The sequence below is a fragment of the Micromonospora sp. NPDC049175 genome (assembly GCF_043197345.1).
Taxonomy (GTDB): domain Bacteria; phylum Actinomycetota; class Actinomycetes; order Mycobacteriales; family Micromonosporaceae; genus Micromonospora.
On sequence record NZ_JBICSY010000005.1, the window covers coordinates 302,994 to 328,808 of the forward strand.

Annotated in this window: 25 protein-coding genes; 12 read left to right on the top strand and 13 right to left on the bottom strand. The window is 71.8% G+C overall.

Features of this window, described 5'->3' with window-relative positions; genetic code table 11:
• Positions 1–89 precede the first annotated feature (89 nt).
• Entirely contained in the window at positions 90–428 is a 339-nt protein-coding gene (locus ACGFH8_RS21630) for a co-chaperone GroES (protein ID WP_355027574.1), read from the bottom strand.
• A gap of 106 nt (positions 429–534) precedes the next feature.
• Between ACGFH8_RS21630 and ACGFH8_RS21635 the strand changes: the two genes are divergently transcribed.
• Positions 535–1,899: an AI-2E family transporter gene (locus tag ACGFH8_RS21635; protein ID WP_393369745.1), complete on the top strand. Its 1,365-nt coding sequence runs from the start codon at positions 535–537 to the stop codon at positions 1,897–1,899.
• A gap of 297 nt (positions 1,900–2,196) precedes the next feature.
• Here the strand turns inward: ACGFH8_RS21635 and ACGFH8_RS21640 are convergent, their stop codons facing one another.
• On the bottom strand, positions 2,197–4,359 hold the full coding sequence (locus ACGFH8_RS21640) for an ATP-dependent DNA helicase (RefSeq protein ID WP_393369748.1): 2,163 nt from the start codon (positions 4,357–4,359) through the stop codon (positions 2,197–2,199).
• Between the two features lie 143 nt (positions 4,360–4,502).
• On the opposite strand from ACGFH8_RS21640, the gene ACGFH8_RS21645 reads away from it, so the two are divergent.
• Positions 4,503–5,009, top strand: a complete 507-nt coding sequence (locus ACGFH8_RS21645; RefSeq protein WP_393369750.1) for a DUF402 domain-containing protein — start codon at positions 4,503–4,505, stop codon at positions 5,007–5,009.
• 16 nt (positions 5,010–5,025) lie between these two features.
• Here the strand turns inward: ACGFH8_RS21645 and sigJ are convergent, their stop codons facing one another.
• Entirely contained in the window at positions 5,026–5,991 is a 966-nt protein-coding gene (gene sigJ / locus ACGFH8_RS21650; protein ID WP_393369753.1) for an RNA polymerase sigma factor SigJ, read from the bottom strand.
• A gap of 284 nt (positions 5,992–6,275) precedes the next feature.
• Between sigJ and ACGFH8_RS21655 the strand changes: the two genes are divergently transcribed.
• The 3 genes from ACGFH8_RS21655 (at position 6,276) to ACGFH8_RS21665 (ending at position 8,990) form a co-directional block, all read left to right on the top strand.
• Entirely contained in the window at positions 6,276–7,217 is a 942-nt protein-coding gene (locus tag ACGFH8_RS21655; RefSeq protein WP_393369756.1) for a PPK2 family polyphosphate kinase, read from the top strand.
• 128 nt (positions 7,218–7,345) lie between these two features.
• Complete coding sequence (locus ACGFH8_RS21660; RefSeq protein WP_053655020.1) at positions 7,346–7,972, top strand: DUF47 domain-containing protein; 627 nt, start codon at positions 7,346–7,348, stop codon at positions 7,970–7,972.
• Positions 7,973–7,976: 4 nt separating this feature from the next.
• The gene (locus ACGFH8_RS21665; protein WP_357068198.1) at positions 7,977–8,990 is read left to right on the top strand and encodes an inorganic phosphate transporter; all 1,014 of its coding nucleotides are present in this window, start codon (positions 7,977–7,979) and stop codon (positions 8,988–8,990) included.
• A 44-nt stretch (positions 8,991–9,034) separates the two neighbouring features.
• Here the strand turns inward: ACGFH8_RS21665 and ACGFH8_RS21670 are convergent, their stop codons facing one another.
• A complete protein-coding gene (locus ACGFH8_RS21670; protein ID WP_393369759.1) occupies positions 9,035–10,003 on the bottom strand; it encodes a Gfo/Idh/MocA family protein in 969 nt (322 codons plus the stop codon).
• Positions 10,004–10,171: 168 nt separating this feature from the next.
• On the opposite strand from ACGFH8_RS21670, the gene ACGFH8_RS21675 reads away from it, so the two are divergent.
• Positions 10,172–11,005 (top strand): NUDIX hydrolase, encoded by an 834-nt coding sequence (locus tag ACGFH8_RS21675; protein WP_393369762.1) that lies wholly within the window; start codon positions 10,172–10,174, stop codon positions 11,003–11,005.
• 346 nt (positions 11,006–11,351) lie between these two features.
• On the opposite strand, the gene pstB is transcribed toward ACGFH8_RS21675, so the two are convergent.
• From pstB to ACGFH8_RS21710, 7 genes are all read right to left on the bottom strand, one after another.
• Complete coding sequence (gene pstB, locus ACGFH8_RS21680) at positions 11,352–12,128, bottom strand: phosphate ABC transporter ATP-binding protein PstB (protein WP_099848932.1); 777 nt, start codon at positions 12,126–12,128, stop codon at positions 11,352–11,354.
• A 17-nt stretch (positions 12,129–12,145) separates the two neighbouring features.
• Positions 12,146–13,234, bottom strand: a complete 1,089-nt coding sequence (gene pstA / locus ACGFH8_RS21685; protein ID WP_393369765.1) for a phosphate ABC transporter permease PstA — start codon at positions 13,232–13,234, stop codon at positions 12,146–12,148.
• Entirely contained in the window at positions 13,231–14,322 is a 1,092-nt protein-coding gene (pstC, locus tag ACGFH8_RS21690; RefSeq protein WP_393369767.1) for a phosphate ABC transporter permease subunit PstC, read from the bottom strand. The genes pstA and pstC overlap by 4 nt, the downstream gene beginning before the upstream one ends.
• A gap of 38 nt (positions 14,323–14,360) precedes the next feature.
• A complete protein-coding gene (gene pstS / locus ACGFH8_RS21695) occupies positions 14,361–15,461 on the bottom strand; it encodes a phosphate ABC transporter substrate-binding protein PstS (RefSeq protein ID WP_393369770.1) in 1,101 nt (366 codons plus the stop codon).
• Positions 15,462–15,752: 291 nt separating this feature from the next.
• Positions 15,753–16,679, bottom strand: a complete 927-nt coding sequence (gene mshD / locus ACGFH8_RS21700; protein ID WP_393369773.1) for a mycothiol synthase — start codon at positions 16,677–16,679, stop codon at positions 15,753–15,755.
• 69 nt (positions 16,680–16,748) lie between these two features.
• Complete coding sequence (locus ACGFH8_RS21705; protein ID WP_393369776.1) at positions 16,749–17,606, bottom strand: polysaccharide deacetylase family protein; 858 nt, start codon at positions 17,604–17,606, stop codon at positions 16,749–16,751.
• Positions 17,607–17,800: 194 nt separating this feature from the next.
• Entirely contained in the window at positions 17,801–18,520 is a 720-nt protein-coding gene (locus tag ACGFH8_RS21710) for a winged-helix domain-containing protein (RefSeq protein ID WP_393369778.1), read from the bottom strand.
• Between the two features lie 242 nt (positions 18,521–18,762).
• Between ACGFH8_RS21710 and ACGFH8_RS21715 the strand changes: the two genes are divergently transcribed.
• The 6 genes from ACGFH8_RS21715 to ACGFH8_RS21740 all read left to right on the top strand — a co-directional run bounded on the left by ACGFH8_RS21715 (position 18,763) and on the right by ACGFH8_RS21740 (position 23,306).
• Positions 18,763–19,824 carry a hypothetical protein gene (locus ACGFH8_RS21715; protein ID WP_393369781.1) on the top strand — a complete coding sequence of 354 codons (1,062 nt, stop codon included), beginning with the start codon at positions 18,763–18,765 and terminating at the stop codon, positions 19,822–19,824.
• A gap of 104 nt (positions 19,825–19,928) precedes the next feature.
• Positions 19,929–20,717: a DUF2993 domain-containing protein gene (locus ACGFH8_RS21720; protein WP_393369784.1), complete on the top strand. Its 789-nt coding sequence runs from the start codon at positions 19,929–19,931 to the stop codon at positions 20,715–20,717.
• Positions 20,718–20,808: 91 nt separating this feature from the next.
• Positions 20,809–20,886, top strand: coding sequence for an Ms5788A family Cys-rich leader peptide (locus tag ACGFH8_RS21725; protein ID WP_310503780.1), 78 nt, complete (start codon positions 20,809–20,811; stop codon positions 20,884–20,886).
• A 206-nt stretch (positions 20,887–21,092) separates the two neighbouring features.
• Positions 21,093–21,941 (top strand): sulfurtransferase, encoded by an 849-nt coding sequence (locus tag ACGFH8_RS21730; protein WP_393369787.1) that lies wholly within the window; start codon positions 21,093–21,095, stop codon positions 21,939–21,941.
• 2 nt (positions 21,942–21,943) lie between these two features.
• The gene (locus tag ACGFH8_RS21735) at positions 21,944–22,264 is read left to right on the top strand and encodes a DUF1416 domain-containing protein (RefSeq protein ID WP_393369790.1); all 321 of its coding nucleotides are present in this window, start codon (positions 21,944–21,946) and stop codon (positions 22,262–22,264) included.
• A gap of 178 nt (positions 22,265–22,442) precedes the next feature.
• Positions 22,443–23,306 carry a hypothetical protein gene (locus tag ACGFH8_RS21740; protein WP_393369792.1) on the top strand — a complete coding sequence of 288 codons (864 nt, stop codon included), beginning with the start codon at positions 22,443–22,445 and terminating at the stop codon, positions 23,304–23,306.
• 18 nt (positions 23,307–23,324) lie between these two features.
• Here ACGFH8_RS21740 and ACGFH8_RS21745 read toward each other — a convergent pair whose 3' ends face one another.
• Together ACGFH8_RS21745 and ACGFH8_RS21750 are read right to left on the bottom strand one after the other, a co-directional pair.
• Entirely contained in the window at positions 23,325–25,379 is a 2,055-nt protein-coding gene (locus ACGFH8_RS21745) for a glycogen debranching N-terminal domain-containing protein (protein WP_393369795.1), read from the bottom strand.
• A complete protein-coding gene (locus ACGFH8_RS21750; protein ID WP_393369797.1) occupies positions 25,376–25,756 on the bottom strand; it encodes an SCP2 sterol-binding domain-containing protein in 381 nt (126 codons plus the stop codon). The genes ACGFH8_RS21745 and ACGFH8_RS21750 overlap by 4 nt, the downstream gene beginning before the upstream one ends.
• Between the last annotated feature and the right edge of the window lie 59 nt (positions 25,757–25,815).

A 25,815-nucleotide genomic window follows, 5' to 3' on the forward strand; every position in this document is an offset into this window, starting at 1 on the left:
CCTCCCCAGGGCCACGGTCGCCGGATGGCTTCCCGTCGTGCGGCTGGGCAAACGATGCGCGGCGCGGCGTGGTGGCCGGGGGAGGTGCGTCAGAGGTAGAGGCCGGTGGGGTCGTTCTCGATCCGCTCGGCGGCCACCGCGTGCACGTCGCGTTCCCGCAGCAGCACGTACCCGCGGCCGTGCAGCTCGACCTCGGAGCGGTCGTCCGGGTCGAAGAGCACCCGGTCGCCGGAGACGATGGCGCGCACGTTCGGCCCCACCCCTACCGCCGTGGCCCAGGCGAGGCGCTTGCCGACCTGGGCGGTCGCCGGGATGACGATGCCGGCGGTGGAGCGGCGTTCGCCCTCGCTGCCCTCCATCCGCACCAGCACGCGATCGTGCAGCAGGCGAATCGGCAGGCCGGCGTCCAGATCATTGTCGGCGGTCACGTCGCAGACGCTACCGTGTGGCCGACGGCGGGCCCGCCGGTGGTTACGCCGGTGGTGGTCTGGGCATTGTGTGGCGGAACTGCCCTACGGTGTCCGGGACGGACGTATGCTCTCCGACCTGTCGCCGTTGGCGGGCCGGTTTCACTGCCAGGAGGTGCGCTTGAGCCGCTTCGAGCGGGTACGCGGGCGGCTTCGTCGCGCCTACCAGGCACGACAGGAGTCGGCCCCCGCCGACGAGGGCATTTCGGCCAACGAGTTGGATGACGTGTCGGACGCCGCCCGGGTGGCGTCGCCGGCCGTGCCGGGGCCGACCGCACCGCCGAGCGCCTCGGTCTACGGCGCGGAACCTCCGGTGGACCTGCACAGCTCGACCTCCAGCCGGGACGACGCCGACGTCCCGCACGGACTGCGGATCGCCGCCGCCTGGTGCTGGCGGCTGATCGTGATCGGTGTGGTGGCCTGGGCGCTGGTCAGGGTCGTCAGCACCGTCAAGATCGTGATCATTCCGCTGGCCATCGCGCTGCTGCTCTCCGCGCTGCTCGCGCCGGCGGTGGGCTGGCTGCTGCGGGCTCGACTGCCCCGGTCGCTGGCGACGGCGGTGGTGCTGGTCGGCGGTCTCGTCGCGGTGATCGGCACGCTGACGCTCGTGGTCAACGAGTTCATCCGAGGTGTGCCGGAGCTGAGCGAGAAGTCCTCGGAGGGCGTCCGGCAGATCCAGAACTGGCTCAAGACAGGTCCGCTGCACCTCTCCGACACCCAGCTCGACCGCTACATCAACGAGGCGCAGAGCTGGATCAACAACAACACCTCACGGTTCACGAGCGGTGCCCTGAGCACCGCCGCCACGCTTGCCGAGGTGCTGACCGGCACGCTCCTGGTGCTCTTCGCGACGTTCTTCTTCCTGCGCGACGGCAACCGGATCTGGCGCTTCCTGGTCCGGCTGCTGCCGGTGGCCGCCCGGTGGAAGGTCGACGACGCGGGTCGGGCCTCCTGGCACACGCTCGGCGCCTACGTCCGGGCGACCGTGCTGGTCGCCTTCATCGACGCGGTCGGCATCGGCATCTTCCTGGTCGTCTTCGACATCCCGTTCGCCTTCCCGCTGGCCGCGCTCGTCTTCCTCGGCGCGTTCATCCCGATCGTCGGCGCGGCGCTCTCCGGTGGCGTGGCGGTGCTGGTGGCGCTCGTCGACAGCGGCCCGGGTATCGCGTTGATCATCCTCGGAGCAGTGATCCTCGTGCAGCAGGTGGAGGGCCACATCCTCCAGCCGCTGATCATGGGACGAGCGGTCGCTCTGCACCCGCTCGCGGTGATCATCGGCATCGCCGCCGGTGTCGTCCTCGCCGGCATCACCGGAGCGCTTGTCTCCGTGCCGCTCATCGCGGTGCTGAACACCGCGGTGCGCCGGCTCGCCGCCCGGAGGGTCCCGGACACCCCGCCCGACGCCGTGGTCGTCGCCGCCCAGGCACCCTGACCCGCGCCGGCCGCCGCGCCGCCGGCCGCCGCGCCGCCGGCCGCCGCGCCGCCGGCCGCCGCGCCGCCGGCCGCCGCGCCGCCGGCCGCCGCGCCGCCGGCCTGCGGTGCCAAGGTCACGCTCGATCGTGGATGTAGTGGCCTCCCCGCTCAGGGAGGCCACTACATCCTTGTTGTAGCGCGATCTTGACGGGGCAGCGCAGCGCAGGGCGGCGCGGGGCAGCGCAGGGCAGGGCAGGGCAGGGCAGGGCGGCGCGGGGCAGGGCGCGCGGCGTCGGGCGGGGTGCGGCGCGGCGGGCTAGGACTTGGCGAGGCGTTGCAGGGCGCCGCGGGCCACCTCGGGGCGGGTCGTGTACCAGAACGGCGGCAGTGAGCGGCGCAGGAACGGCCCATAGCCGCGGGCCGTCTCCAGCCGGGAGTCGAGCACCGCGACCACACCCCGGTCGCCGGTCGCCCGGATCAGCCGGCCCACGCCCTGGGCCAGTCGTACCGCCGCGATCGGCACACTGACCGCGGAGAAGCCGGAACCGCCGCCGGCGTCCACGGCCGCGGCACGGGCCGCCGCCAACGGCTCGTCCGGGCGCGGGAAGGGCAGCCGGTCGATGACGACGAGCTGGCAGGCGTCACCCGGCACGTCCACGCCCTGCCAGAGCGACATCACGCCGAACAGGCAGCTCGCCCGCTCCTCGCGGAAGCGGCGGACCAGCAGCGGCAGCGCCTCCTCACCCTGCAACAACACCGGCAGGTCGGTCCGCGCGCGCACCAGCTCCGCCGCCTGCTGCGCGGCCCGCCGAGAGGAGAAAAGCCCGAGGGTACGACCACCGAGCGCCTCGACCAGCGCGAGCAACTCCTCTCCGGCGGCGTCGGGCAGCCCGGAGACACTGGGGCGGGGCAGGTGCGCGGCGACGTACAGGATGCCCTGCCGGGCGTAGTCGAACGGCGAACCGACGTCGAGTGACCGCCAACCGGGGCCCTCGGTGGCCGGTACGACGGCGTTCGGGGCGGCGTCGCCAGCGAGCCGACGGCCGGGGGACTCGGCGACCGGGCGACCCGGGCCGGTGCGGGCAGCCTGTGCGGCAGCGGCGGGGGTCGGCGGTGCGGGCGGCGGCGCGTCCAACCCGAGGGCGCGGGCCACCGTGTCGAACCGACCGCCCAACGCCAGCGTCGCCGAGGTGGCGACGACCGTGCGTTCGTCGTACAGGTGGGTGGCGAGGGTGCCGGCCACCGACAGCGGCGCGACCACGAGCGCCCGGCGGCTGCCGCTGTCGTTCTTCTCCACCCAGGCCACGTCGTGGTCGGCCTCCTCCAGCAGCCGCTGGGCAGTCGTGGAGAGCTCGTCCAGGGCGGCCTTGGCCTGCTGCTTGCGGACCGGGTCGGGATCGTCGGACTTGATGTCGCCGATGGCGTCCAGGGCGGCACGGGTCGCCGCGTCGAGCAGCGTGCACGCCTCCCGCAGCGGCGTCGGCAACCCGGCGGTGATCCGCCCGGCCGGAGCCTCGGCCAGCCCGACCGCGAGCGCGTCGCCGGCGGCGGTGAGCGCCTCGGCGGTCTCCGGCCGCAGCAGCGTACGGGCCCGCCGGGTGGTCCGGTCGATCAGCTCCGGCACCAGCTCCGCCTGAGCCGCGGAGGAGACCCGGTCGGCCAGCTCGTGCGCCTCGTCGACGATGAGCAGCTTGTGCGGCGGCACGATGTGCCGGTCGGCGAGCATGTCGACCGCGAGCAGGCTGTGGTTCGTCACCACGATGTCGGCCTCCCGGGCTCGGGCCCGCGACGCCTCGGCGAAGCACTCCTGCCCGAACGGGCAGCGGGTCGCCCCGACGCACTCCCGGGCCGGCATCGACACCAGCCGCCAGGCCTGGTCGTCGACGCCCGGGTCCAGCTCGTCCCGGTCGCCGGTGGCGGTCCGCTCGGCCCAGTCGCGCAGCCGCTCGACCTGCTTGCCCAACCGGCCCGCCTCACCGAGCCACTTCGTGCCGCCCCCGGGACGGGCCGCGGGGGCGTCGAAGAGGGTGTCCTCCGGCTCCTCCTCGGTAGAGTTGTCCAGTCGGGCGAGGCAGAGATAGTGGTGGCGACCCTTGAGCACCGCGAAGGTGGGCCGACGGCCGAGCACCGGCTCGACCGCGTCGGCCAGCCGGGGCAGGTCGTGGTCGACGAGCTGTGACTGCAACGCCAGGGTGGCGGTGGAGACCACCACCGGGCCGTCCACGGTGAGCGCCGGCGCGAGGTAGGCGAGCGACTTGCCGGTGCCGGTGCCCGCCTGCACGAGCAGGTGCTCGCCGCCGGCGACGCACTCCTCGATCGCCGTGGTCATCTGCAGCTGGCCGGGGCGTTCCGCGCCGCCGGGCACCGCGCCGACCGCCGCCGCCAGCAGCTCGGTGCCGCTGGGCCGGGCACCCCGCCGCCGGCCCTTGGCGCGGGCCGACGGAGTGGCGGAACCGGTGGTGGTGCGGGGCGGAGTCACCGTGCGACGGTACCCGGCGCGGCCGACACCGGCCGTGCCCCTCCGCCGCGTGGCGCGCTGCCGGCCACGCCTGTCGTCGCGGCCGCGCCGCCCGGTTACCGCCACGCTACGACGGGTGGGCAGTATCGGTTAGGGTGCGAATCATGCCGAGCGACATGGTCCGAGTGATCTACCGCAAGTACGACGGCAGCGCCCACCGCGACTACCCGGCCCGCCGGCTCACCGAGGACGACCTCGGCATCTGGCTCGGCGTGCCCCAGGGCACCGAGTCGGTCTACCACGGCCGCCCGTCGGTGGAGAAGATCCCCTTCGTTCTGCTGGTGCCACACCGTGCCTGGTGGACGGCCATGTTCAACCCCCCGCCGCGCACCAGCGAGGTCTACTGCGACATCACCACCCCGGCCCGCTGGGAGTCCGACGATACGGTCCACCTGATCGACCTGGACCTGGACGTCGTTCGGCGTCGCGCCACCGGCCTGGTGGAGCTGCTCGACGAGGACGAGTTCGCCGAGCACCGGGCCCGGTTCGGCTACCCGGACGACGTGGTGGTCGAGGCCGAGGCCGCCGCCCAGCGACTGTTCGGAGCGCTCGGCGACGGCACCGAGCCGTTCGCCACCTCGTACCGCAAGTGGTTGGGCCTGGTGGTCTGACGCCGCGCCGGCCGGGTCACCAGCGCGGTGGCCAGCCGTCGTCGTCGCCGAGCGGGGGCAAGCCGGCCAGTTTCTCCGGGTTGATCTGGTTGTAGATGGCGGTGATCCGGCCCTGGTCCACCGCGAAGACGGTGACCAGGCGGATCGGCCGCCCGTCGCTGTGCACGGTCTCCATCTGCAGGCCGAGCGCGCCATCGACGAGCACGAGCCGGGCCCGCACCCGGTCGGCGTACCGGCCGGTCCGGCCGAACAGGCCGAGCGTGAAGCGGCCCACGGCGTCCGCGCCGACGACCGGCTGGCGGGCCGAGGGGTAGTGCCCGCCCGAGTCACCGACGAAGACCACGTCCGGCGCGAGCACCTGGAGCAGTTGGTCCAACTCGCCGGACTCGGTGGCGGCGACGAACGCTTCGAGCACCCGGCGCTGCTCGGCCAGGTCCGCGGTGTGCCGGGGCACGTCCGGCGCGGTGACCGCCCGGCGTGCCCGGTGGGCGAGCTGACGGGCGGCCACCTCGGTGGTGCCGAGCACGTCGGCGACCCGGGCGAACGGCACCGCGAACACGTCGTGCAGCACGAGCGCGACCCGCTGCTCCGGCGCGAGCCGCTCCAGCACGACGAGCAGCGCCGTGCCGACCTGGTCGGTGCGGACCGCCCGCTCGGCCGGGTCGGGCGCGTAGCCGTCTATCGGCGTCGCCGCGCCCAGCGGGCTCACCACCGGCTCCGGCAGCCACTGCCCGGGGTACGCCTCGCGGCGGACCCGCGCCGAGCGGAGCACGTCCAGGCAGATCCGGGCGCAGGTGGTGGTCAGCCACGCGGACAGCTCGCGGATCTCGGCGCGAGCGCTCGGATCGGCGAGGGCCTTGGCGTAGCGCAGCCAGGTTTCCTGCACGGCGTCCTCCGCCTCACTGCGGCTGCCCAGCATCCGGCGGGCCACCGAGAGCAGCCGCCCCCGCTCGGCCTCGAACTCAGTCGCCAGATCCCGCACGACCCACCACCCTCCCCGCCGGCACCACCCTGACGTCCATCCTCCCGCCGATCGGGGGTGCCGGCAGCCCCGTGCCCGGCGGTGAGCCGGCCCGTGGACCGCGCCGACCGGGGGTGCCGGCAGCCCCGTGCCCGGCGGTGAGCCGGCCCGTGGACCGCGCCGACCGGGGGTGCCTGCTGCCCCGTGCCCGGCGGCGGGCCGGCCTGCGGACCGTGGCGATCGGGGGTGGGGTGAGGGGTGGGCCTCGGCGGGCGGATCGCCTGCGATTGGGCGATGATCCGTGGATGAGCGCACCCCAGCAAGGGCAGATCGTGGCACCGGACGGCGGTTCCGTTCGGGAGTTGCTGCGGGTCACCGCACCTGTGGACCTGGGCGCGGTCGACCCGCGGTCCACGCCCGGCGTGCCGAGCGCGGCGGGGCGCGGCGAGCACCGTAAGGCCTGGGCGCGGGAGCAGGTGGAGCTGGTCGGCGGCGAGCTGGGCCGGCAGCAGGAGATGCTCTACGCGATGGCCAAGACCGGGTCGGACCGGCCGGCACGCCGGGTCCTGCTGGTGCTCCAGGCGATGGACTGCGGTGGCAAGGACGGGACGATCAAGCGGGTGGCCGGCGCCATGAACCCGCTGGGCCTGCACATCCGCTCGTTCGGGCCGCCGACCCGCCAGGAGTTGCGGCACGACTTCCTGTGGCGGATCCGGCGGGAGTTGCCGCCGCCGGGGTACGTGGGGATGTTCAACCGTTCGCACTACGAGGACGTGTTGATCGCCCGGGTCGGCTCGCTGGTGCCGGAGGCGACCTGGCGGGCCCGCTATGACGAGATCAACTCGTTCGAGCGGGAGTTGACCGAGGGCCGGACGACAGTGGTCAAGGTGATGCTGCACATCTCGTACGCCGAGCAGGGCAAGCGCCTACTGGAACGACTCACCGACCCGCGCAAGCACTGGAAGTACAACCCCTCCGACGTCGACTCCCGGTCGCACTGGGACGACTACCAGGCCGCGTACGCCGAGGCCCTCAGCCGGTGCGGCACGGACGCCGCGCCCTGGTTCGTGGTGCCGGCGGACCGCAAGTGGTACCGGGACTGGGCGGTGGCCCATCTGCTGCGTGAGACGTTCGACACCCTCGACCTGGGGTATCCGGCTGCCGATTTCGATGTCGATCGTGAGCGGGAGCGGTTGGTCGCTGGGGGAGTGGGTGCGGGTGGGACGGTCGAGATGAACAGCAGATGAACGACCGGTGAATGACGCCTGGCCAGGGGTGGGCCGTCGAATTCGCGGTTCCGGCGTTTCCTAGCATTCACCCAGCGGGTGCCCGACGGGTGCCGCCACCCTTCCACCGACGCGACGAGGTCTGTGCTGTGAAGTTTTCCTTCCGCCCCACCGAGGGCGCCTTCTACGAGCTCTTCACCAGGGCCGCGCAGAACCTGGTCCGAGGCACCGCGCTGCTCAACGAGCTGGCCCTGCCCGGCGTGGACGTGCAGTCCGTGAGCGAGCGGCTGACCGAGGTCGAGCACGACAGCGACCAGATCACCCACGACCTCTACAAGAAGATCAACTCGACGTTCATCACGCCGTTCGACCGGGAGGACATCTACCGGCTGGGCTCGCTGCTCGACGACGTGATGGACCACCTGGAAGCGGTCGGCGACCTGCTCTACCTGTACGGGCTGACCGAGCTGCCGGCGCTGCCCCGCGAGCTGCACGAGATGGTCAACGTGCTCGACCAGCAGGCCAAGCTGACCGCCGACGCGATGCCCCGGCTCAAGTCGATGAAGGATCTTGAGGACTACTGGATCGAGTGCAACCGGCTGGAGAACGAGGGCGACCGGATCAACCGGCAGTTGCTCGTCCGCCTCTTCTCCGGTGAGTACGACGCGTTGACGGTGCTGAAGATGAAGGAGGTGGCCGACGAGCTGGAGGCCGCCTGCGACGCCTTCGAGCACGTGGCCAACACGGTCGAGACCATCGCGGTCAAGGAGTCCTGATCCGGTGACTTTCACACCCGAACTCATCGCCGTGCTGGCGGTGATCGGGGTAGCCCTGGCGTTCGACTACACCAACGGCTTCCACGACGCCGCCAACGCGATCGCGACAAGCGTCTCCACCCGGGCGCTGACCCCCCGGATCGCCCTCGGCCTCGCCGCGGTCGGCAACTTCGTCGGCGCACACTTCGGCGCCGGCGTGGCCAAGACCGTCGGCGACGGCCTGGTCACCCTCCCGACCGGGGTGAACAGCCTCGGCGTGGTCTTCGCCGGGGTGCTCGGCGCGATCGCCTGGAACCTGATCACCTGGTACTTCGGTCTGCCCTCGTCGTCCTCACACGCGCTCTTCGGCGGCCTGGTCGGCGCGACCCTGCTGTCCACCGGCGGCATCGTGCAGTGGGGCAACATCGGCGAGAAGGTGCTGCTGCCGATGGTGCTCTCGCCGATCGTCGGCCTGACCCTCGGCTACCTGCTGATGCTTGCCATCCTCTGGCTGTTCCGGAAGGGGCAGCCGGGCAAGCTCAACCGGGGCTTCCGCTGGGCGCAGACCGTCTCCGCGGCCGCCATGTCGGTGGGCCACGGCATGCAGGACGCCGCCAAGACCATGGGCATCGTGGTGCTGGCGCTCTACACCGGCGGTTTCCAGGAGAGCAAGACGCACATCCCCGGCTGGGTGTTCTGGACCTCGGCGACGATGCTGGCCCTCGGCACGTACGCCGGCGGCTGGCGGATCATCCGCACCCTCGGTCGTAAGATCATCGACCTCGGGCCGCCGGAGGGCTTCGCCGCCGAGACGGTCGCCAGCGCGGTGCTCTACTTCAACGCCCTGGTGCTGAAGGCGCCGATCTCGACCACGCACACGATCACCTCGGCGATCATGGGCGTGGGCGCGACGAAGCGGCTCTCCGCGGTCCGCTGGAACGTCGCCGGCAACATCGTGCTCGCCTGGATCATCACGTTCCCGGCCGCCGCGCTCATCGCCTGCGTCACCTACCTGCTGGTCCGGCCGCTCTTCGGCTGACCGTCGCCGAGCAAGGGCCCCTCCGCGAGGAGGGGCCCTTTCTTTCACTCGTACCGTACGCCGATCTGCTCCCGCACCGTGTCCAGCAGCGCCATCACCTCAAGGGTCGTGGCGTGCGGCACCCGTGGGCTCTCGGTCAGCCCGGCGGCCAGGCAGCGTTGCACCTCGATCGCCTCGTACTGGTAGCCGTTGCCGGCCCCGTCGGCGACGATCGTCTCCGGCTCCACGCCGGCCCGGTGCAGGACCACGGAACCCGGCCGGAAGAACGGCTCCGGCAGGTCGATCCGTCCCGTCGTGCCGGTGATCGAGGCGGTCTGCCCGCTCAGCCCGACCATGCCGCAGCTCAGCGTGGCCAGCGCTCCGGTGTCGTAGCCGAACAGGATCCCGGTGTTCTCGTCCGTCCCCTCCGGGCCGAGCTGCGCCCAGGACCGGATGTGCTGCGGCACGCCGAGCAGCAGGTGGGCCAGGCTGATCGGGTAGATCCCCAGGTCGAGCAGGGCGCCCCCGCCCAGTGCGGCGTTGCGCATCCGGTGCTCCGGCGGGAACGGCCCGGCGACCCCGAAATCGGCCCGGACGCCGGTCACCGTGCCGATCGCCCCGTCCGCGATCAGTTCGACCACGCGCAGGATCAGCGGATTCAGTCGCATCCACATGGCCTCCATCAGGAAGACCCCGGCGGCGCGGGCCGTGTCCACCAACTCGGCGCTGCTGGCCAGGTCGAGGGTGAACGGCTTCTCCAACAGCACCGCCCGGCCGGCGGTCAGGCAGGTCATCGCCGCCTCGTGGTGCGCGGAGTGCGGGGTGGCCACGTAGATCGCGTCGACCTCCGGGTCGGCGGCCAACTCCACCCAGGATCCGTAGGCGCGCTTGGCGCCGTACGTGTCGGCGAAGCGCCGCGCGCTCTCGACGGCGCGCGAGCCGACCGCGACCAGTTCGGCGTCCGGCACCAGCCGGAGGTCTTCGGCGAAACGGCTGGCGATGTGGCCGGTGGCCAGAATGCCCCAACGAGTCATGCCGGAACGCTAGCCGAGCCAGGTGAACCGCCCGCTGCTGCCCGTCCGCATGACCAACACCGGTTTCGTGAGGTCGCGGCATCATGCCGTGGCTGATGCCGCGGTATCCAGGATGTCGAGTCGATCACCACGCCCGGCAGTCGAGTCCGTGGGAACTAGGCTCGCGGCATGACGATCAACAGCGACGGCTTCGCCGCGCCGGCCGCGCTGGTCGAGCACGCCCGCCGATTCCAGGCCGAGGGTGGCACCCCGGCGGTGCCGCGGGTCGCCGCCACCGTGCTGCTGCTGCGCCCGACAGACGTCGACTTCGAGGTGTACGTCATCCGCCGGGTCGCCGCCATGACCTTCGGCGGGATGTACGCCTTCCCCGGCGGCGGGGTGGACCGCTCCGACTCCGCGGCGCACCTGGACTGGGCGGGCCCGGCCCCGACCGAGTGGGCGGGCCGGCTCGGAGTGACGCCGGAAGCCGCCCAGGCCGTGGTCTGTGCCGCCGCCCGCGAGGTCTTCGAGGAGGCCGGCGTGCTGCTCGCCGGCCCGGACCCGACGACAGTGGTGGGCGACGTCAGCGGCGACGACTGGGAGGCCGCCCGGCAGGACCTGGAGGGGCGACGGCTGGGTTTCGCCGAGCTGCTCGCCAACCGACAGCTCACCCTGCGGTCGGACCTGCTGCTGCCGTGGAGCCGGTGGATCACCCCGGAGTTCGAGCCGCGCCGCTTCGACACGTACTTCTTCGTGGCCCTGCTGCCGGCGGGACAACGGACCCGCGACGTCTCCGGCGAGGCCGACCACACGCTCTGGATCCGCCCGGCGGACGCGCTTGCCCGCGCCGAGGCGGGCGAGCTGACCATGCTGCCGCCCACCCTGGTCACGCTTGCCCAGGTGGCGGCGGCCGGCGACCTGGCCGGCGTGGCCCGCGCGGCAGCTCATCGGGACGCCGCGACCCCGGTTACCCCACGCCTGGACCTCCCGCCGAACGGCGAACCCCGCTTCGTCCTGGGCTGACCGCTGCCCGCGCCTTGGGCGGTCCAGCCGCGCCCAAGATCTGCGCAACTACCCGGATATTGCTGTCTCCCGCGAGCCCGAGGCAGCAGCATCCCTGAAGTTGTGCGGATCTTGACGGCGCGCGCAGGACACGAGCACCCGCAAGCGGGCTCCCACCGAAGATCGCGCTCGAACATGGATGTGGTGGCCTCCGGGCGCGGTGAGACCACTACATCCTTGATCGAGCATGATCTTGGCCGCGCCGCGCCGCCCTGGGTCGCCCCCGTCGCGCTGGGCCTCGTCGGGGTACGCGGAAGGGGCGCCGGTCAGGTCGACCGACGCCCCTCGCGGACCGTGAACCAGCGGCTCAGCCGAAGCGGCCGGTGATGTAGTCCTCGGTCTTCTTCACGCTCGGGTTGCTGAAGATCTTCTGGGTGTTGTCGTACTCGATGAGGCGGCCCGGGTCGCCGGTCTTCTCGATGGAGAAGAAGGCGGTCCGGTCCGACACCCGGGCGGCCTGCTGCATGTTGTGCGTCACGATGATGATCGTGAACTTGTCCTTGAGCTGGAACATCAGGTCCTCGATGGCCAGCGTGGAGATCGGGTCCAGGGCCGAGCACGGCTCGTCCATCAGGACGACCTGCGGCTCGACCGCGATGGTCCGGGCGATGCAGAGCCGCTGCTGCTGACCGCCGGAGAGGCCCGCGCCGGGCTTGCCCAGCCGGTCCTTGACCTCGTCCCACAGGTTCGCCGAGCGCAGCGCCTTCTCGGCCGCGTCCTCCAGGATCGACTTCTTCCGGACGCCGTTGAGCTTCAGGCCCGCCACCACGTTCTCGAAGATGCTCATGGTGGGGAACGGGTTCGGCCGCTGGAAGACCATGCCGATCGTGCGCCGGACCGCGGTGACGTCCACGTCCCGGTCGTAGATGTCCTGGTCGTCGATCGTCAGGCTGCCCTCGACCCGAGCCCCGGGCAGCACCTCGTGCATCCGGTTGATCGACCGCAGGAAGGTCGACTTGCCGCAACCGGACGGCCCGATCAGGGCGGTGACGGTCTTCGGCTCGACCGTGAGGTTGATGTTCTCGATCGCCTTGAAGCCGCCGTAGTACGCGGTGACGTTCGAGGCGGAGACGCGCTTGGCCATGGTGGTACCTCCGGGGTTCATCGGTTGAGCCGGTTGCGACGGGCCAGCAATTTCGCCGCGATCGTCAGGATGAGCACGAGGGCGACCAGGGTGAGTGCAGCGGTCCACGCGCGGTCCGGCGCGTACTTCGACGCGCTGCCGGCCTGCTGGTAGACGTAGAGCGAGAGGGACGACTGGTTGTTCTCGAACGGGTTGAAGTTGATCGCGGCGCCACCACCGGCGATCAGCAACACCGGAGCGGTCTCGCCGGCCGCGCGAGCGATGGAGAGCATGACGCCGGTGACGATGCCCGGTAGCGCGGTGGGGAGCACCACCCGCAGGATGGTCTTCCACTTGGGCACGCCGAGCGCGTACGCGCCCTCTCGCAGTGGCGCCGGAACGAGGCGCAACATCTCCTCGGTGGAGCGGACGATCGTCGGCAGCATCAGCACCGCGAGGGCCAGCGCGGCGGCGAAGCCGGAGAAGCTCGGCCGGCCGTCGTTGAACCACGGCGACACGATCAGCACCCAGAACGCCAGCACGAACAGGCCGCTGACGATCGACGGGATACCTGTCATCACGTCGACGAAGAACCGGATCGCGAAGGCGAACTTGCCCCGGCCGTACTCGACGATGTAGATGGCGCAGAGCAGGCCGAGCGGCACGGTGATCAGGACGGCGATGCCGACCTGCTCCAGGGTGCCGATGATGGCGTGGTAGGCGCCGCCGTTCGGGTCCCGGGCGCCGATGTTGTTCATCGAGGTGAGGAAGAAGTCGCCGTCCAGCCGTTGGACGCCCTTGCTGAGCAGCGTCCAGACCACCGAGGCGAGCGGCACCACGGCCAGCACGAACGCGGAGTGGATCAGCGCGCTCCAGGTGCGGTTGCGGGCCGCTCGTCGCCCCTCGATGGCGTTGGCCGCCGCGAAGAGGCCGGCCAGGTAGAGCAACGCGCCCAGCACGATGACGAGGACGGGGCCGCCGATGCTCGCGCCGTAGACGATCGCGGCGGCGAGGGCCAGCGCGGCCACGGCGATGGCCGGCGCGGCGTACGCGGGCAGCCGCCGGGCCCGCAGCGTTTCCGGCTGGACCGGCGGCCGGGTGCGGTGTGAGGTGACCGTGGTGCTCATGCGGCGGACTCCGTGAACTCCCGGCGGCGGTAGATGATCGCCCGCGCGATGATGTTGACGACCAGCGTGATCGCGAAGAGCACCAGGCCGGATGCGATCAGGGCGCCGCGACCGGTGTCGTTCGCCTCGGCGAAGCGGTTGGCGATGTTGGCGGCGATGGTGTTGCCGCCGGACTCCAGCACGTTGAACGAGATGCTGTAGGTGGCCCCGAGGGTCAGTGCCAGCGCGATGGTCTCGCCGAGTGCCCGGCCGAGTCCGAGCATCACGGCGGCGATGATGCCGGGCCGCCCGTACGGCAGGACCGCGGTGCGCAGCATCTCCCACCGGGTGGCGCCGAGCGCGAGCGCGGCCTCCTCGTTCGCGGTGGGCGTCTGGAGGAACACCTCGCGGGTGAGCGAGGTGATGATCGGCAGCACCATGATCGCCAGCACGAGGGATCCGAGCAGGATGGAGTTGCCGTACGGGCCGTCGCCGCCGAAGATCGGGATCCAGCCGAAGTACGTGTTGAGCCAGCCGGACAGGTCGGTGACCGGGCCGATGAGGTAGTCGCGCCCCCAGAGGCCGAACACCACACTGGGTACGGCGGCCAGCAGGTCGATCAGGAAGCCGAGCGCGTTGCCGAGCCGCCGGGGCGCGTAGTGGGACAGGTACAGGGCGATGCCCATCGCCACCGGAACCGCCATGAGCAGCGCCAACGCGGCGGTGAGCACCGTACCGAAGGCGAGCGCGCCGATGCCGAACGTGGGCGGGTTGTCGTTCGGGAACCAGCCCTCGAAGGTCCAGAAGCTGGCGCTGTTGGCACGCAGGGCCGGGATCGCCTTGGCGATCAGGAAGACCGCGATGGCGACGATGATGACCAGAACCGTCGTGCCGGCGGCCAGGGTGAGGCCGTGGAAGGCCCGCTCGGCGCCGAAAGCGCGGGCCCGGGGCAGCGCGCCACCGCCGCCCAGCCCGGAACCGTCAGGGGAACGGGTGCTGACTGGTGCCTCGGCCACACGCGCCGAGGCACCGGCGGGCCACTCGTGACTCTGGGTCACGCGCGTCCCGCCGGTGCCGGCGTCGGCCGAGCGGTGAGGGGTTTCACCCATCTGCTCGCTCGATTCGGTTGCGGAGGTATGGGGTCGGGTCAGGAGAGGTTCTTGACCGCGGTCTCGACCTTGGTGCGGACCGTCTCCGGCAGCGGGGCGTAGCCCAGCTCGGTGAGAGAGGCCTGGCCCTCAGCGCTGGCGGCGTGGCCCAGCAGGCCCTTGACCAGCTTCAGCTTGTCGGCCGGGAGGCCCTTGCTGCAGACGATCTCGTACGTCGCCAGGACGATCGGGTACGCCCCGGCCTCCTTGGTGTTGTAGTCGATCGACATCTTGAGGTCGTCGCCCTGGCCCTCGATCTTGGCCCCGGCGATGGTCTTGCCGGCCGACTCGGCGGTCAGCGCGGCGAACTCGCCCGCACCGTTGCCGACCTTGGCCATCTTCAGGCTGGCGTTCTCGGCGTACGACCACTCGACGTACCCGATGGTGCCGTCCGTGCTCTTGATCTTGCTGGCAACGCCGTCCGACTTGGCGGCGCCCACGCCACCCGGGGCCTTCCAGGCCTTCGCGTTGCCCAGGGTCCAGTCCGCCGCGGCGGTCTTGGAGAGGAACTTGGTGAAGTTGTCGGTGGTGCCCGACTCGTCCGAGCGGTGCACCGCCTGGATGGCGGTCGACGGCAGCTTGGCGTCCGGGTTGTCGGCCTTGATCGCCGGGTCGTCCCACTTGGTCACCGTGCCGGCGAAGATCTTCGCCAGGGTGGCCGGCTTGACCTGGAGGTTGTCCACGCCGTTGAGGTTGAAGGCGATGGCGACCGGGCCGATCACCATCGGCAGGTTGATCGCGGCGCCACCGGCGCACTTGGCGTCGGCCTTCGGCTGCTCCTCCGGCTTGAGCGCGGAGTCGGAGCCGGCGAAGTCGGCAGTGCCGTTCGTGAACGCCGTGATGCCGGCACCCGAGCCGGACGGCTCGTAGTTGATCGTGACGCCCTGGCACTTCTGCTGGTACGCCTTGATCCACTCGTCCATGGCGTTCTTCTGCGCCGAGGAGCCCTGGGCGTTCACCGTGCCGGTGGCGCAGTCGACCGCGGCGGTCGAGCCCGAAGCGCTGGTGCTGGGCTCGTTGTTGTCCGAGCCGCATGCACTGAGACCGAGCGTCGCAGTAAGAGCGAGGCAGGCAATAGTGCCGTACCGCTGGAGCTTCACCTGAGGGGTTTCCCTTCGCGTCTGACTTGGCACCCCGAACCCGGGGACCGAGGACCGGCACTGACCGGCTGACACGAAAGTTAGAAGTGCCAGGTAGCCGGTTCGCCGGTCGCAAGTGAACGCGAGGTGAACACGTACGGCCCTCAAGGTGACCGCTTGCTGAGGGTGAGTTGTCCGTTAAGTGAACCCAGATACACCTGTCGGATGTATGGGTATATTTCCGGTTCGCTGTTATGTCGCCGACGTCCGGCCGTTACCCGCCGGTGACCCGGCCGGAGCGCCTGTCGACGGTCAGCCCAGGTGGTAGTTGATGTGCGCGGACCAGCGGGCGAAGCCCAGCCGCTCGTAGAGCGCGACGGCCCCGGCGTTCGACTCGTCCACGTAGAGCATCACCCGGTCCAGGCCCCGCCGGTCCCGCAGGTACGCCAGCCCGGCGGTGGTCAGGGCCCGGCCGAGCCCGCCGCCGTGCGCGGTCGGCTCCACGCCCAGCACGTACACCTCGCCGATCCGGGCCGACCCCGGGCGTTCGTGCACCTTGGTCCAGTGGAAGCCGAGCAGCCGACCGGTGGCGGTCTCCTCGGCGAGCAGGAAGCCGGCCGGGTCGAACCACGGCTCGCCGAGGCGGACGCGCAGGTCCTCCGAGGTCCACCGCCCCTGCTCGGGGTGCTCGGCGAAGGCGCGCGAGTTGAGGGTCAGCCAGGCGGCGTCGTCCGCACCGGGCCGGAACGCGCGCAGCGCCACCCCGTCGGGCAGGCGCGGTTCGCCCAGTGGGGCGGCCAGGGGGCGGCGCAACTGCCAGAGCACCCGCGCCCGGGTGAACCCGAGATCGACGCCGAGCGCCGCGGCCGAGGGGTGGTCGCCGTGCGCCCACGCCCGCAGCGGCCCGGTGGCCGAGGCGAGTACGCCCCGGGCCAGCGCCCGACCGGTGCCCCGCCGCCGGTACGCGGGGTGCACCACCAGCTCGACCCCGATCCCGCCGACCGGGTCGGTGGTGTCCAGGTGCGCGTACCCGGTGAGGGTGCCGTCGTCAGCGCGGGCGATCAGGTGCAGGGCCGGGGCGTCCGGGTCACGCAGGCGGAGCAGGACGTGCTCGTCCAGCGGGTCCGCGCCGTCGGTGTCGCCCGCGGCACTGGCGAGGGCCAGTATCTCGCCGATCTCCGCCGCTGCCAGTCGGTCGGTCCGGGTCACCTGGTCGCTCGTCGGCTCCGCGCTGCTCATTCCGCCACCGTAACCGCTGCCTGTCCGGACGCCCGGACCGTCGCCGACACAGACCCGCAAAGCCGTGCCTCACGTCGGGTCGGTGGGCAGCGCCTCCAGCTCGAACCTGGCGGTCAGGTCGGGCAGGATCCGGCGCAGCGCGTCCACGGTGCCCTGCCGGTTCCCGCCGGCGTCGTGCAGCAGCACCACCGAGCCCGGTTCGGCCTGCGTCAACACGGTCGCGGTGATCTTCGCGGCGCCGGGCAGCTCCCAGTCCGACGGGTCCACCGACCAGTGCAGCGGGGTCATGCCGAGTTGCCGGGCCACCGACACCACGGGGTACGTCCAGGCGCCGCCCGGCTGGCGGTACCAGACGATCGGCGCGTTCGGCACCGCGGCCCGGATCGCCTCGTTGGTGCGCAGCAGGTCGGCGCGGATCGCGTCGGCCGAGCGGGCGCCCAGGCCGACGTCGTGGTGCCACGAGTGGTTGCACAGGGTGTGCCCCTCGTTGACGATCGCCTGGATCAGGTCGGGGTGGTTCTGCGCGTTCTCGCCGACCACGCAGAACGTGGCGTGGACGTCGTACTCGCGCAGGAGGGCGAGGACCTGTGGGGTGTAGCGCGGGTCGGGGCCGTCGTCGAAGGTCAGCGCGAGTCGTGGGGAGCCGGAGGTGGCGTGCGCCCCGAACAGGTTGTCGGTGCCCGTGGTCTGCCCCGACCCGTCCTGACCGGTCTCGGCGGGGCCGGTGCCGGCGCTCGGGGTGCCGGTGGGCGCACCTCCGGTGGGCGCACCTCCGGTGGGCTCGCCGCCGCTGGGCTGGTCGGCGTAGTGCGGCCCGTCGGCGCTTGTCGTGGCCCCGGCGGAGTGCCTCGGCGGAACCTGGTCGGGGACGAGACTGCGGCCCAGCGCGTACGCCGAGCCGAGCAGTGCCGCCACCACCACCGTCACGATCCCGACCGCACGCGCGGTCGAGTTGCCCGGCGTCACGGCATCCGCCCGGCTGGCCGGTCAGTCCGGCCCGTCGCCCCCGTGGTCACTGCGCGCACAGCCGCCCCCTTCTCCGACAAACCCGGCAGTCAGAATAGGACTGCCAAGCTGCGCAAAAAGGGCATATGGGAAATCGCTCGCGGCGACCTCGCGGATCAGACCGACAGTGGCGCGTGCTCCGCCTCGGGCAGCGATCGCGACGGCGGAACGACGAACTTGTAGCCGACCTGACGAACGGTGCCGATCATCGACTCGTACTCCGAGCCGAGCTTGGCGCGCAGTCGCCGGACGTGCACGTCCACCGTGCGGGTGCCGCCGAAGTAGTCGTAGCCCCAGACCTCGCGCAGGAGCTGGTCCCGGGTGAACACCCGACCCGGGTGCTGGGCCAGGAACTTCAACAGCTCGAACTCCTTGTAGGTGAGGTCGAGCGGGCGACCCTTGAGCTTGGCCGCGTACGTGTCCGGGTCGATGTTCAGCTCGCCGGCCCGGATCGAGCCGCCGGCGCCCGCGGTCGCGTTGCTCAGCCGGCCCACCGCCAGCCGCAGCCGTGCCTCGACCTCGGCGGGGCCGGCCGAGGCGAGGATGACGTCGTCGACGCCCCAGTCCGCGTTCAACGCGATCAGGCCGGCCTCGGTCACCACCGCGACAAGCGGCACGCCGAGCCCGGTGGCGTGCAACATTCGGCAGGTCGCGCGGGCCTCGCTCAACTCCGACCGGGCGTCCACCATCACCGCGTCCGGGCTGGGGCCCGCGACAAGTGTGCGGACGTCACGCGGCGCGGTGCGAACCGAGTGCGGCAACAGGTCGAGTGCCGGCAGCACAGCCGACGGTTCGCCTGCGCGCGCAGTCACCAGCAGCAGGATCTCCACGATCACCTCCGTCCCGGCGGCGCAAGGCCGCACGCGACCAGACACACTCACGAGGGAGCGCGCTGAGAAATTGCGTGGTCCCGGCGTCGCTGACGGGCGGGGTAACGGGTTGAGCGTAACCGATCGCCTCGGCCGCGCCGGCGGGCCATTTCCCGTTTGTCTATCTTGCCCCTGATCGTGGCCCAGGTTTTAACGTTGTCGAAACCCGTGACCACCGCGTCGGGCCGTCGGTCTGGCACGATCGGGTCGTGTTTCCCTCCACGTCGCCCGAGGCCGGCCGCGAATCGTGGCCCGCCGGGCCCCACCCGGGCCCGGCCGCCACACCGACCCGCGGCCAACCGCCCGCGCCGCGTACCGGCCCGGCCACCACCACCGACGGCGAACGCCGCGGACGGGGTGGGCCTCGTCGGGCCCGTCGAGCCGGTGAGCCGGCCCGCCGATCCGAGGACGAGGTCGACGAGCCGGAGGAGGAGGTCGTACCCCCGGTCGAGGTGCGCCGTCAGTTGGCGGTGACGATCGCCGGCTTCGCCGCGCTGCTCGGTCTCGGTCTGGTGCTCGGCGCGCAGACGTCGGGTCCCGGTCACCGCCTGCCGTTCGCCTTCATCATCTTCGGCGTCCAGTTGCTGTTCGTGCTGGCCTGGACCATGGCCATGCGACCGCCCGCGCTGCTTGTGGTCGCCGGGATCAGCGCCACTGTCGCGGCGCTCGTCGACATCGCCGCGGTGCAGACCGACGTCGCCGGCCTGGCGCCGCTCGGCTACCTGGCCGCCGGCGGGTTCCTCGCCGCGGTGCTCGGCCAACTGGTCCGTCGGGTCGACCGGGTCCGGGTCACCGACTCACTCGGCGCCACGCTGCTCATCGTGGTCGGGGTGGTGGCCTTCGGCACCCTGATCGTGCTCAGCCGGATCCCGGCCGGCACCCAGGCGATCACCGTCTGCCTTTCCGCCAGCGGCGTCGCGCTCACCGTCGCCCGGTTGACCGACGCCGTGCTGCCCTGGCCCCGGCTGGCTCCGCAGGTGCCACGGGGCGCCGCCGGTGTGGTGGCCGGCGCGATGGTCGGCACGCTCACCAGCGCGCTTTTGGGCAGCTATCTGGTAGCTCCCTTCACGCCGACCCGGGCCGCCGTGATCGGCCTGGTCGCGGCCGTCACCGCCGTCCTCTCCGATCTCGCCGTGGGGTACGCGGAGGCGGGGCGGCTGATGGCCGGCGAGACGCCCACGATGTGGGTGGCCCGGCACATGCAGGGTCCGCTCGGCGGGTTCGCCCTCGCGGCGCCGGCCGCGTACGCGATGTGCATGCTCTTCCTCTGAGTCACGGTTGAGCGCTGGGTCGGTCGGGTACCTACGGGTGCGCCGCCCTGCGGCGTCGGTACGAACGACCTGTCGCGACGCGACGGGCGGAGACAGGAGGCGGCGTGGCGCAGGACTATCCGGTGGACGAGGCGCGACCTCGACGCCGTGGCCGCAAGCTGCTCATCGGGCTGTTCGTGCTGCTCCTGCTGCTGGCCGGGTTGCTTGTGGTCGCCGACCGGGTGGCCGTCGGGGTCGCCGAGCGGATGATCGGTGACCGCGTCCAGCAGGAGGTCACCAAGCAGGGCGCGCAGTCCACCAAGCCGGACGTGGAGGTCGCCGGAGTCCCGTTCCTCACCCAGGTGCTCGACGGCCGCTACCAGCGGATCTCGATCAAACTGCGGGACGTGCAGGCCCCGGTCCAGGGCGACACCGTGCGGTTGTCGGTGCTCAACGTGGACGCCCGCAACGTGCGGGCCTCGGTGGACACCCTGCGCTCCGGCCAGGGTGACGTCGTGGCCGACACCGTCGACGGCACCGGCACGATCAGCTACGAGAGTCTGGCGGCGCTGCTGAAGCGCCCCGGGCTCACCCTCGGCGAGCAGAACGGCAAGCTCGCCATCACGGGCCCGATCGACATCTTCGGTCAGAAGGTCACGATCAGCGGCACCGCCGACGTCACGGTCGCCGACAACGGCGCGGTCGCCCTGCGGTTCAACGACCTGGACGCCGCTGGTCTGCCGAACCTGCCGATAGCCCGCACCGCCCTGAGCAACTTCGCCAAGAGCATCTCCATCGACGTTCCCCTTCCGGACCTGCCGTTCCAACTCGCCGTCCGGGAGGTCCGTCCGCTGCCGGAAGGGCTGGCGGTCACCGCCGACGCGAAGAACGTACCGATCAATTCCGCGAGCTGAGTGGGGCCCGGGCCGGACGCCGGCCCGGGCCATTCCCGGATGGTGGTCGGCTCAGTGGCAGCACGGTCACCGGCTGGTAGGCTCCCTGCTCATGGGGACCCACCTCACCAAACGGCGCGCGGTCGACCTGTGCCGCGTGGCCACCTGCCTGTGTCGCCCCGTCATCTGACGGCGGGGCTGTCTCCGGCCGCCTGACGGCGGCCACCGGCACAGGGTTCTCGCACCCTCCGGTAATCCCACCGAACGCCCGGCAGCGGCGCCGTCGCACGAACCCGTGATCCCGTCCTTCCGCTGGGTCCCGCGCGTGGTGCGACAGTCACACCCATCGATACGCGCGCGTTGGCTCACCATCCATCCTCACCAGGGAGTGATTCGATGAGTCGCGACACCGCACTCGTTTCGGCCGAGTGGGCCGAGAAGAACCTCGACGCCCCGGGCGTCGTCTTCGTCGAGGTCGACGAGGACACCTCGGCCTACGACACCGGCCACATCGCCGGCGCCATCAAGATCGACTGGAAGACCGACCTCCAGGACCAGGTCCGCCGGGACTTCGTCAACAAGACCCAGTTCGAGGCGTTGCTCTCCGAGCGCGGCATCAGCAACGACGACACCGTCATCCTCTACGGCGGCAACAACAACTGGTTCGCCGCGTACGCCTACTGGTACTTCAAGCTCTACGGCCACCGCGACGTGAAGCTGCTCGACGGCGGTCGCAAGAAGTGGGAGCTGGATGCCCGCCCGCTGGTCACCGACGCGGTGACCCGCCCGGCGACGCAGTACGTCGCGCAGGAGCCGGACACCTCCATCCGGGCGTTCCGCGACGAGGTCGTCGACGCGATCGGCACCAAGAACCTCGTCGACGTGCGCAGCCCGGACGAGTTCGCCGGCCGGCTGCTCGCCCCCGCCCACCTGCCCCAGGAGCAGGCGCAGCGGGCCGGCCACATCCCCACCGCGATCAGCGTCCCGTGGTCCAAGGCGGCCAACGAGGACGGCACCTTCCGCTCCGACGACGACCTGCGCCGGATCTACGGCGACGCGGGCCTCGACGACAGCAAGGAGACCATCGCCTACTGCCGCATCGGCGAGCGCTCCTCGCACACCTGGTTCGTGCTGCAGGAGCTGCTGGGCCACCGCAACGTCAAGAACTACGACGGCTCCTGGACCGAGTACGGCTCCCTTGTCGGCGTGCCGGTCGCGCTCGGCGACGAACCCGGGGAGGCCTGATCATGACGCTCCCCACCGCCGCGGGTTGCGCCGCACCCGACCAGGCCGCGCCGCTGCCGGCCAGCCTGGACCTGGAGAAGGAAACCGTTATCACCGGCATCGTCCGCTCCGCTGAGGACGAGCCGGTGCCGGGCGCGTACGTCCGACTGCTCGACTCGACGGGCGAGTTCACCGCCGAGGTGGTGACCTCGGCCGCCGGCCAGTTCCGGTTCTTCGCCGCGCCGGGCTCCTGGACGCTGCGGGCCCTGTCCCGGCACGGCAACGGCGACACCGCGATCACCGCAGGTCGGGGTGTCAACGAGGTTGGTGTCACTGTCGCCTGACCCACCGCTCTGATCGACCGGGGCCGGTCACCCGCACGGGTGACCGGCCCCGGTCGTGCGCTCGGCACAGCACGGGCGGCGTGGGCCGGCGCCCGCCGACTCCGTCCGGTCGGCGGCCCTCGTCGGCACGCCCGGCTCCGCCGCCGGGCCGGCGGCGGACGCGTGACACCATGACCGGGTGAGCGGTGCTGTCCAGACAGGTTGGGTCTCGTCGGCCGGTCCCACCGTGCCGGCACCCGCCCGGCGACGGGGGCGGTGGCTGTTGGCCGCGACCGTGGCCTGGGCCGTGCTGCTGGCCGCGCTCACCTGGATGTCGGTCCGCACCGACCCGCCCACGGTTCGCGAGCAGCGTTCCCTCGACCAGGCTGGCCCGGTGGTCGACCGGGCGGTCGGCGAGCTTGCCCGGGCGGCCGGTGCCGCCGGCCTGCTGGAGCTGAGTCCGCCGCGGATCGCGGCGGGCTGCCGGGTCACCCCCCTCGCCGAGGGGGCGAGGCTGCGCCGCGAGATCGGCGTGCTCGCGCCCCCCGGCACCGAGCGGGCCGTGTTGGCCGGCATCGCCGACCGGCTGCCGGCGACCTGGCAGGCCGGCGTCCGCTCCGGGCTGAACGGCCCACAGTTGCGCGCCGACGCCGGTGAGTTCGTGGCCGTCGAGGGACGGCCGACCGTGGACGGCCGGGTGCTGCTGTTCGTCGACACCGGTTGCCGGCCGGTCGGCTCCGGCTACCGGCCAGCTCAGCCGACCGCCGCCGGTCCGGAAGCCGCCGCCCTGACCGCCGCGCTGGCGGCGCTCGGCCGGCCCGCTGACGCCGCGCCGGAGCTGGTCACCGCGCCCTGCCCGGGCGGCGGGTTGGCCCGCACCGCGCGGTCGGCGGGCGGTCCCGGCCCGGAGGCGTCGACGGCCGCCCTCGCCCCGCTGGCCGGCGCGACCCCACTGCTGGACAAACCCCCGGTGTACGCGTACCGCGCCGGCCCGGTCACGGTGCTCGCCGACCTCGCACCGGAGGACACCCGGCTGGCCGCCACCGTCGGCTGCCCGAGCTGACCCGGGCAGGCCCTCGGGTCAGCCGTCGCCCGGCTGGTCCGCCTGTTCCCGGCTGCGCCCCAACGCGTCCACCATGCCCCACCGGCCGGGGATGTCCAGCAGCTCGACCCGACCCATCCCCGGTGGTACGGCCGGGTCGATGATCAGGTGCTCGCCCTGCGGCTCCAGCCCCAGCATCACCCGCAGCAGCAGCAGTGGTGTGCCTGTGGACCAGGCCTGGGGGCTGCACGCCGTCGGATACTCCACCGGATAGTCGGTGAGATTCCGGTCGTAGCCGGCGAACGCCTCCGGGAGTCGCCCCTCGAAGTATCGGGACGCCGCCAGCAACGTGTCGCAGAGCTTTCCCGCCTCGTTGCGGAAGCCGTACCGCCACAACCCCCAGGCGATGATCGAGTTGTCGAACGGCCAGACCGTGCCCACGTGGTAGCCGATCGGGTTGTACCGTCCCTCGTCCGCGGCGAGCGTGCGCACCCCCCAGCCGGAGAACAGTCGCGGCCCGAGCAGGTGCTCGACCACCTTGCCGGCACGGGACTCGTCCACGATGCCGCTCCACAGCAGGTGCCCGATGTTCGAGGTGAGCGCGTCCACCTGCCGGCCGTCGGCGTCCAACGCGACCGCGTAGTACTCGCGGTCGGCGATCCAGAAGTCGCGGTCGAACCGTCGCTTGAGGTCGGCGGCCTCCCCCTCCAGCCGGTCGGCGAACTCCGGGTCGTTCCAGAAGGACCGGGCCATCCGGGCGGCCCGCATCTTCGCGTCGTACGCGTACCCCTGTAGTTCGCAGGTCGCCCGGGGGAAGCCGGGAAACTGGCCGTCGGCGTACGAGATGGCGTCCCAGGAGTCCTTCCAGCACTGGTTCTGCAGACCGGTCTCCGGGTTGCGGGTCTGGTACCAGAGGTAGCCGGTCCCGAGCAGGTCGCCGTACGTGTCGATCCACTCCAACGCCGCGCGGATCTGCGGCTCCAGCCGACGGACCAACGCCGAGTCGCCGGTCCACCGCTCGTACTCGTCGACCAGGATGACGAAGAGTGGCGTCGAGTCGGCCGACCCGTAGTACGGCGAGTGCGGCTGCTCCTCGAAGCCGGCGGTCTCCCCGTACCGCAGCTCGTGCAGGATCTTCCCGGGTTCCTCGTCCCGGAAGTCGTCCACCCGCTGCCCCTGGAGCCCGGCCAGCATCAGGATTGTCGGAGGGACCAGCTCCGGCAGGAACGGCAGCACCTGTAGTGAGGTGATGATGCTGTCCCGGCCGAACAGGGTCATGAACCACGGCAGTCCCGCGGCGATCAGCCGTACGCCCAGGGCGATCGACTCGTAGCGCAGGGCGGCCAGGTCGTTGAGGCTGCGCCGGTACGCCCCGGCCAGCGGCTCGCAGTCGCACCCGAGCTTCGGCGCCCGGTCGATCAGCTCCTGCTGCTCGGCCCGGATGACGTCGGCGCTGCGGCTGCCCCCGTACGGGAGGGTGGCCCGGATGTCCTCACCACGGGCCCCGTAGACGACGCTCGACACGTGCAGTCGGGTGGTCCACTGACTGTTGCGGGCGATCCGGATCCGGAAGCTCATCCCGGAGGCATCGACCTCAGCCGGCGCGCTCGTGGTGACCACCATCTCCCGGTGGAACGCCTCCCGCCGGTAGGTCAGCCGCAGCTCGTTCTCCGCGACCGAGACGGTGGTCCGGCCCCGCTTCTGCCGCGAATTCTTGATCTCGAACAGGTCGGCGAAGTCGGCCCCGATCTCGATGCGGACGGTGCACTCGACGTCCGCGCCGAGGTGGTTCAGCACGGTCAGCTCCTCCTCGAAGCTGCCCACGATCGCCCGGCTGCGGATCACCGACGCCTTGGCGTCCAGGTAGTGCGTGGGTTCCCCGGGGGCGAGGAAGAACTTGGTGCGGTACGACTCGGTGTCGTCGACGGAGAGGGCGTGCAGCCGTTCGCCGTCCAGGGTCAGCACCCAGGTGGACAGGAACCGGGTGTCGAAGGAGAACAGCCCGGTGGGGAAGTCGTAGGACGGTTCGATGTCCCCCCGCCGGTCGCTGACCAGGAAGGTGTTGCCGTCCAGGATGCTGACGAGTTCCTTCATGCCGGTCGCCCGGCTGTCCGGCGCGCCGTTTCCCGGGGGTCGCGGGTGCCGGGCGGGTCCGGGAAGAACCGGCGGAAGGCGAGGAACAGCACCACGTTGCCGCTGAACGTGCTCTCGTTGCGCAGCACCGCCGCGACAGCCTGGGCCTCGCCGACGATCAGCCGGTCGAAGAGGGCGGCACTGCTGTACCAGATGGCATCGGCCGGCCCGCGCCCTCGGCTGACCTGCACCGACCCGGGCCGCATCCGGACCAGCCAGTGCTCGGTCTGGTCGTCGTCGCCGAGGTCGATCTGAAGGGTTCCGTCGGCCAGGCCGCCCAGGATGTCGGGGGCGCGGGACGGCAGCGCTTCGAAGAACCTCTCCGTCGCCTCGGTCACATCCGAATCGTAGGCAGCCGCCCGGGATGTCGGGTCGGTATCGGCACTCCGCTCGAATC

Coding starts and splice junctions, on each gene's coding strand:
- ACGFH8_RS21655 (WP_393369756.1), top strand. CDS start 6,276: ATGAGCGCACCCCAGCAAGGGCAGATCGTGGCACCGGACGGCGGTTCC.
- pstC (WP_393369767.1), bottom strand. CDS start 14,322: ATGGGTGAAACCCCTCACCGCTCGGCCGACGCCGGCACCGGCGGGACG.
- ACGFH8_RS21635 (WP_393369745.1), top strand. CDS start 535: ATGCTCTCCGACCTGTCGCCGTTGGCGGGCCGGTTTCACTGCCAGGAG.
- ACGFH8_RS21670 (WP_393369759.1), bottom strand. CDS start 10,003: ATGACTCGTTGGGGCATTCTGGCCACCGGCCACATCGCCAGCCGTTTC.
- ACGFH8_RS21730 (WP_393369787.1), top strand. CDS start 21,093: ATGAGTCGCGACACCGCACTCGTTTCGGCCGAGTGGGCCGAGAAGAAC.
- ACGFH8_RS21735 (WP_393369790.1), top strand. CDS start 21,944: ATGACGCTCCCCACCGCCGCGGGTTGCGCCGCACCCGACCAGGCCGCG.
- ACGFH8_RS21745 (WP_393369795.1), bottom strand. CDS start 25,379: ATGAAGGAACTCGTCAGCATCCTGGACGGCAACACCTTCCTGGTCAGC.
- pstA (WP_393369765.1), bottom strand. CDS start 13,234: ATGAGCACCACGGTCACCTCACACCGCACCCGGCCGCCGGTCCAGCCG.
- mshD (WP_393369773.1), bottom strand. CDS start 16,679: ATGAGCAGCGCGGAGCCGACGAGCGACCAGGTGACCCGGACCGACCGA.
- pstB (WP_099848932.1), bottom strand. CDS start 12,128: ATGGCCAAGCGCGTCTCCGCCTCGAACGTCACCGCGTACTACGGCGGC.
- ACGFH8_RS21675 (WP_393369762.1), top strand. CDS start 10,172: ATGACGATCAACAGCGACGGCTTCGCCGCGCCGGCCGCGCTGGTCGAG.
- ACGFH8_RS21645 (WP_393369750.1), top strand. CDS start 4,503: ATGCCGAGCGACATGGTCCGAGTGATCTACCGCAAGTACGACGGCAGC.
- ACGFH8_RS21725 (WP_310503780.1), top strand. CDS start 20,809: ATGGGGACCCACCTCACCAAACGGCGCGCGGTCGACCTGTGCCGCGTG.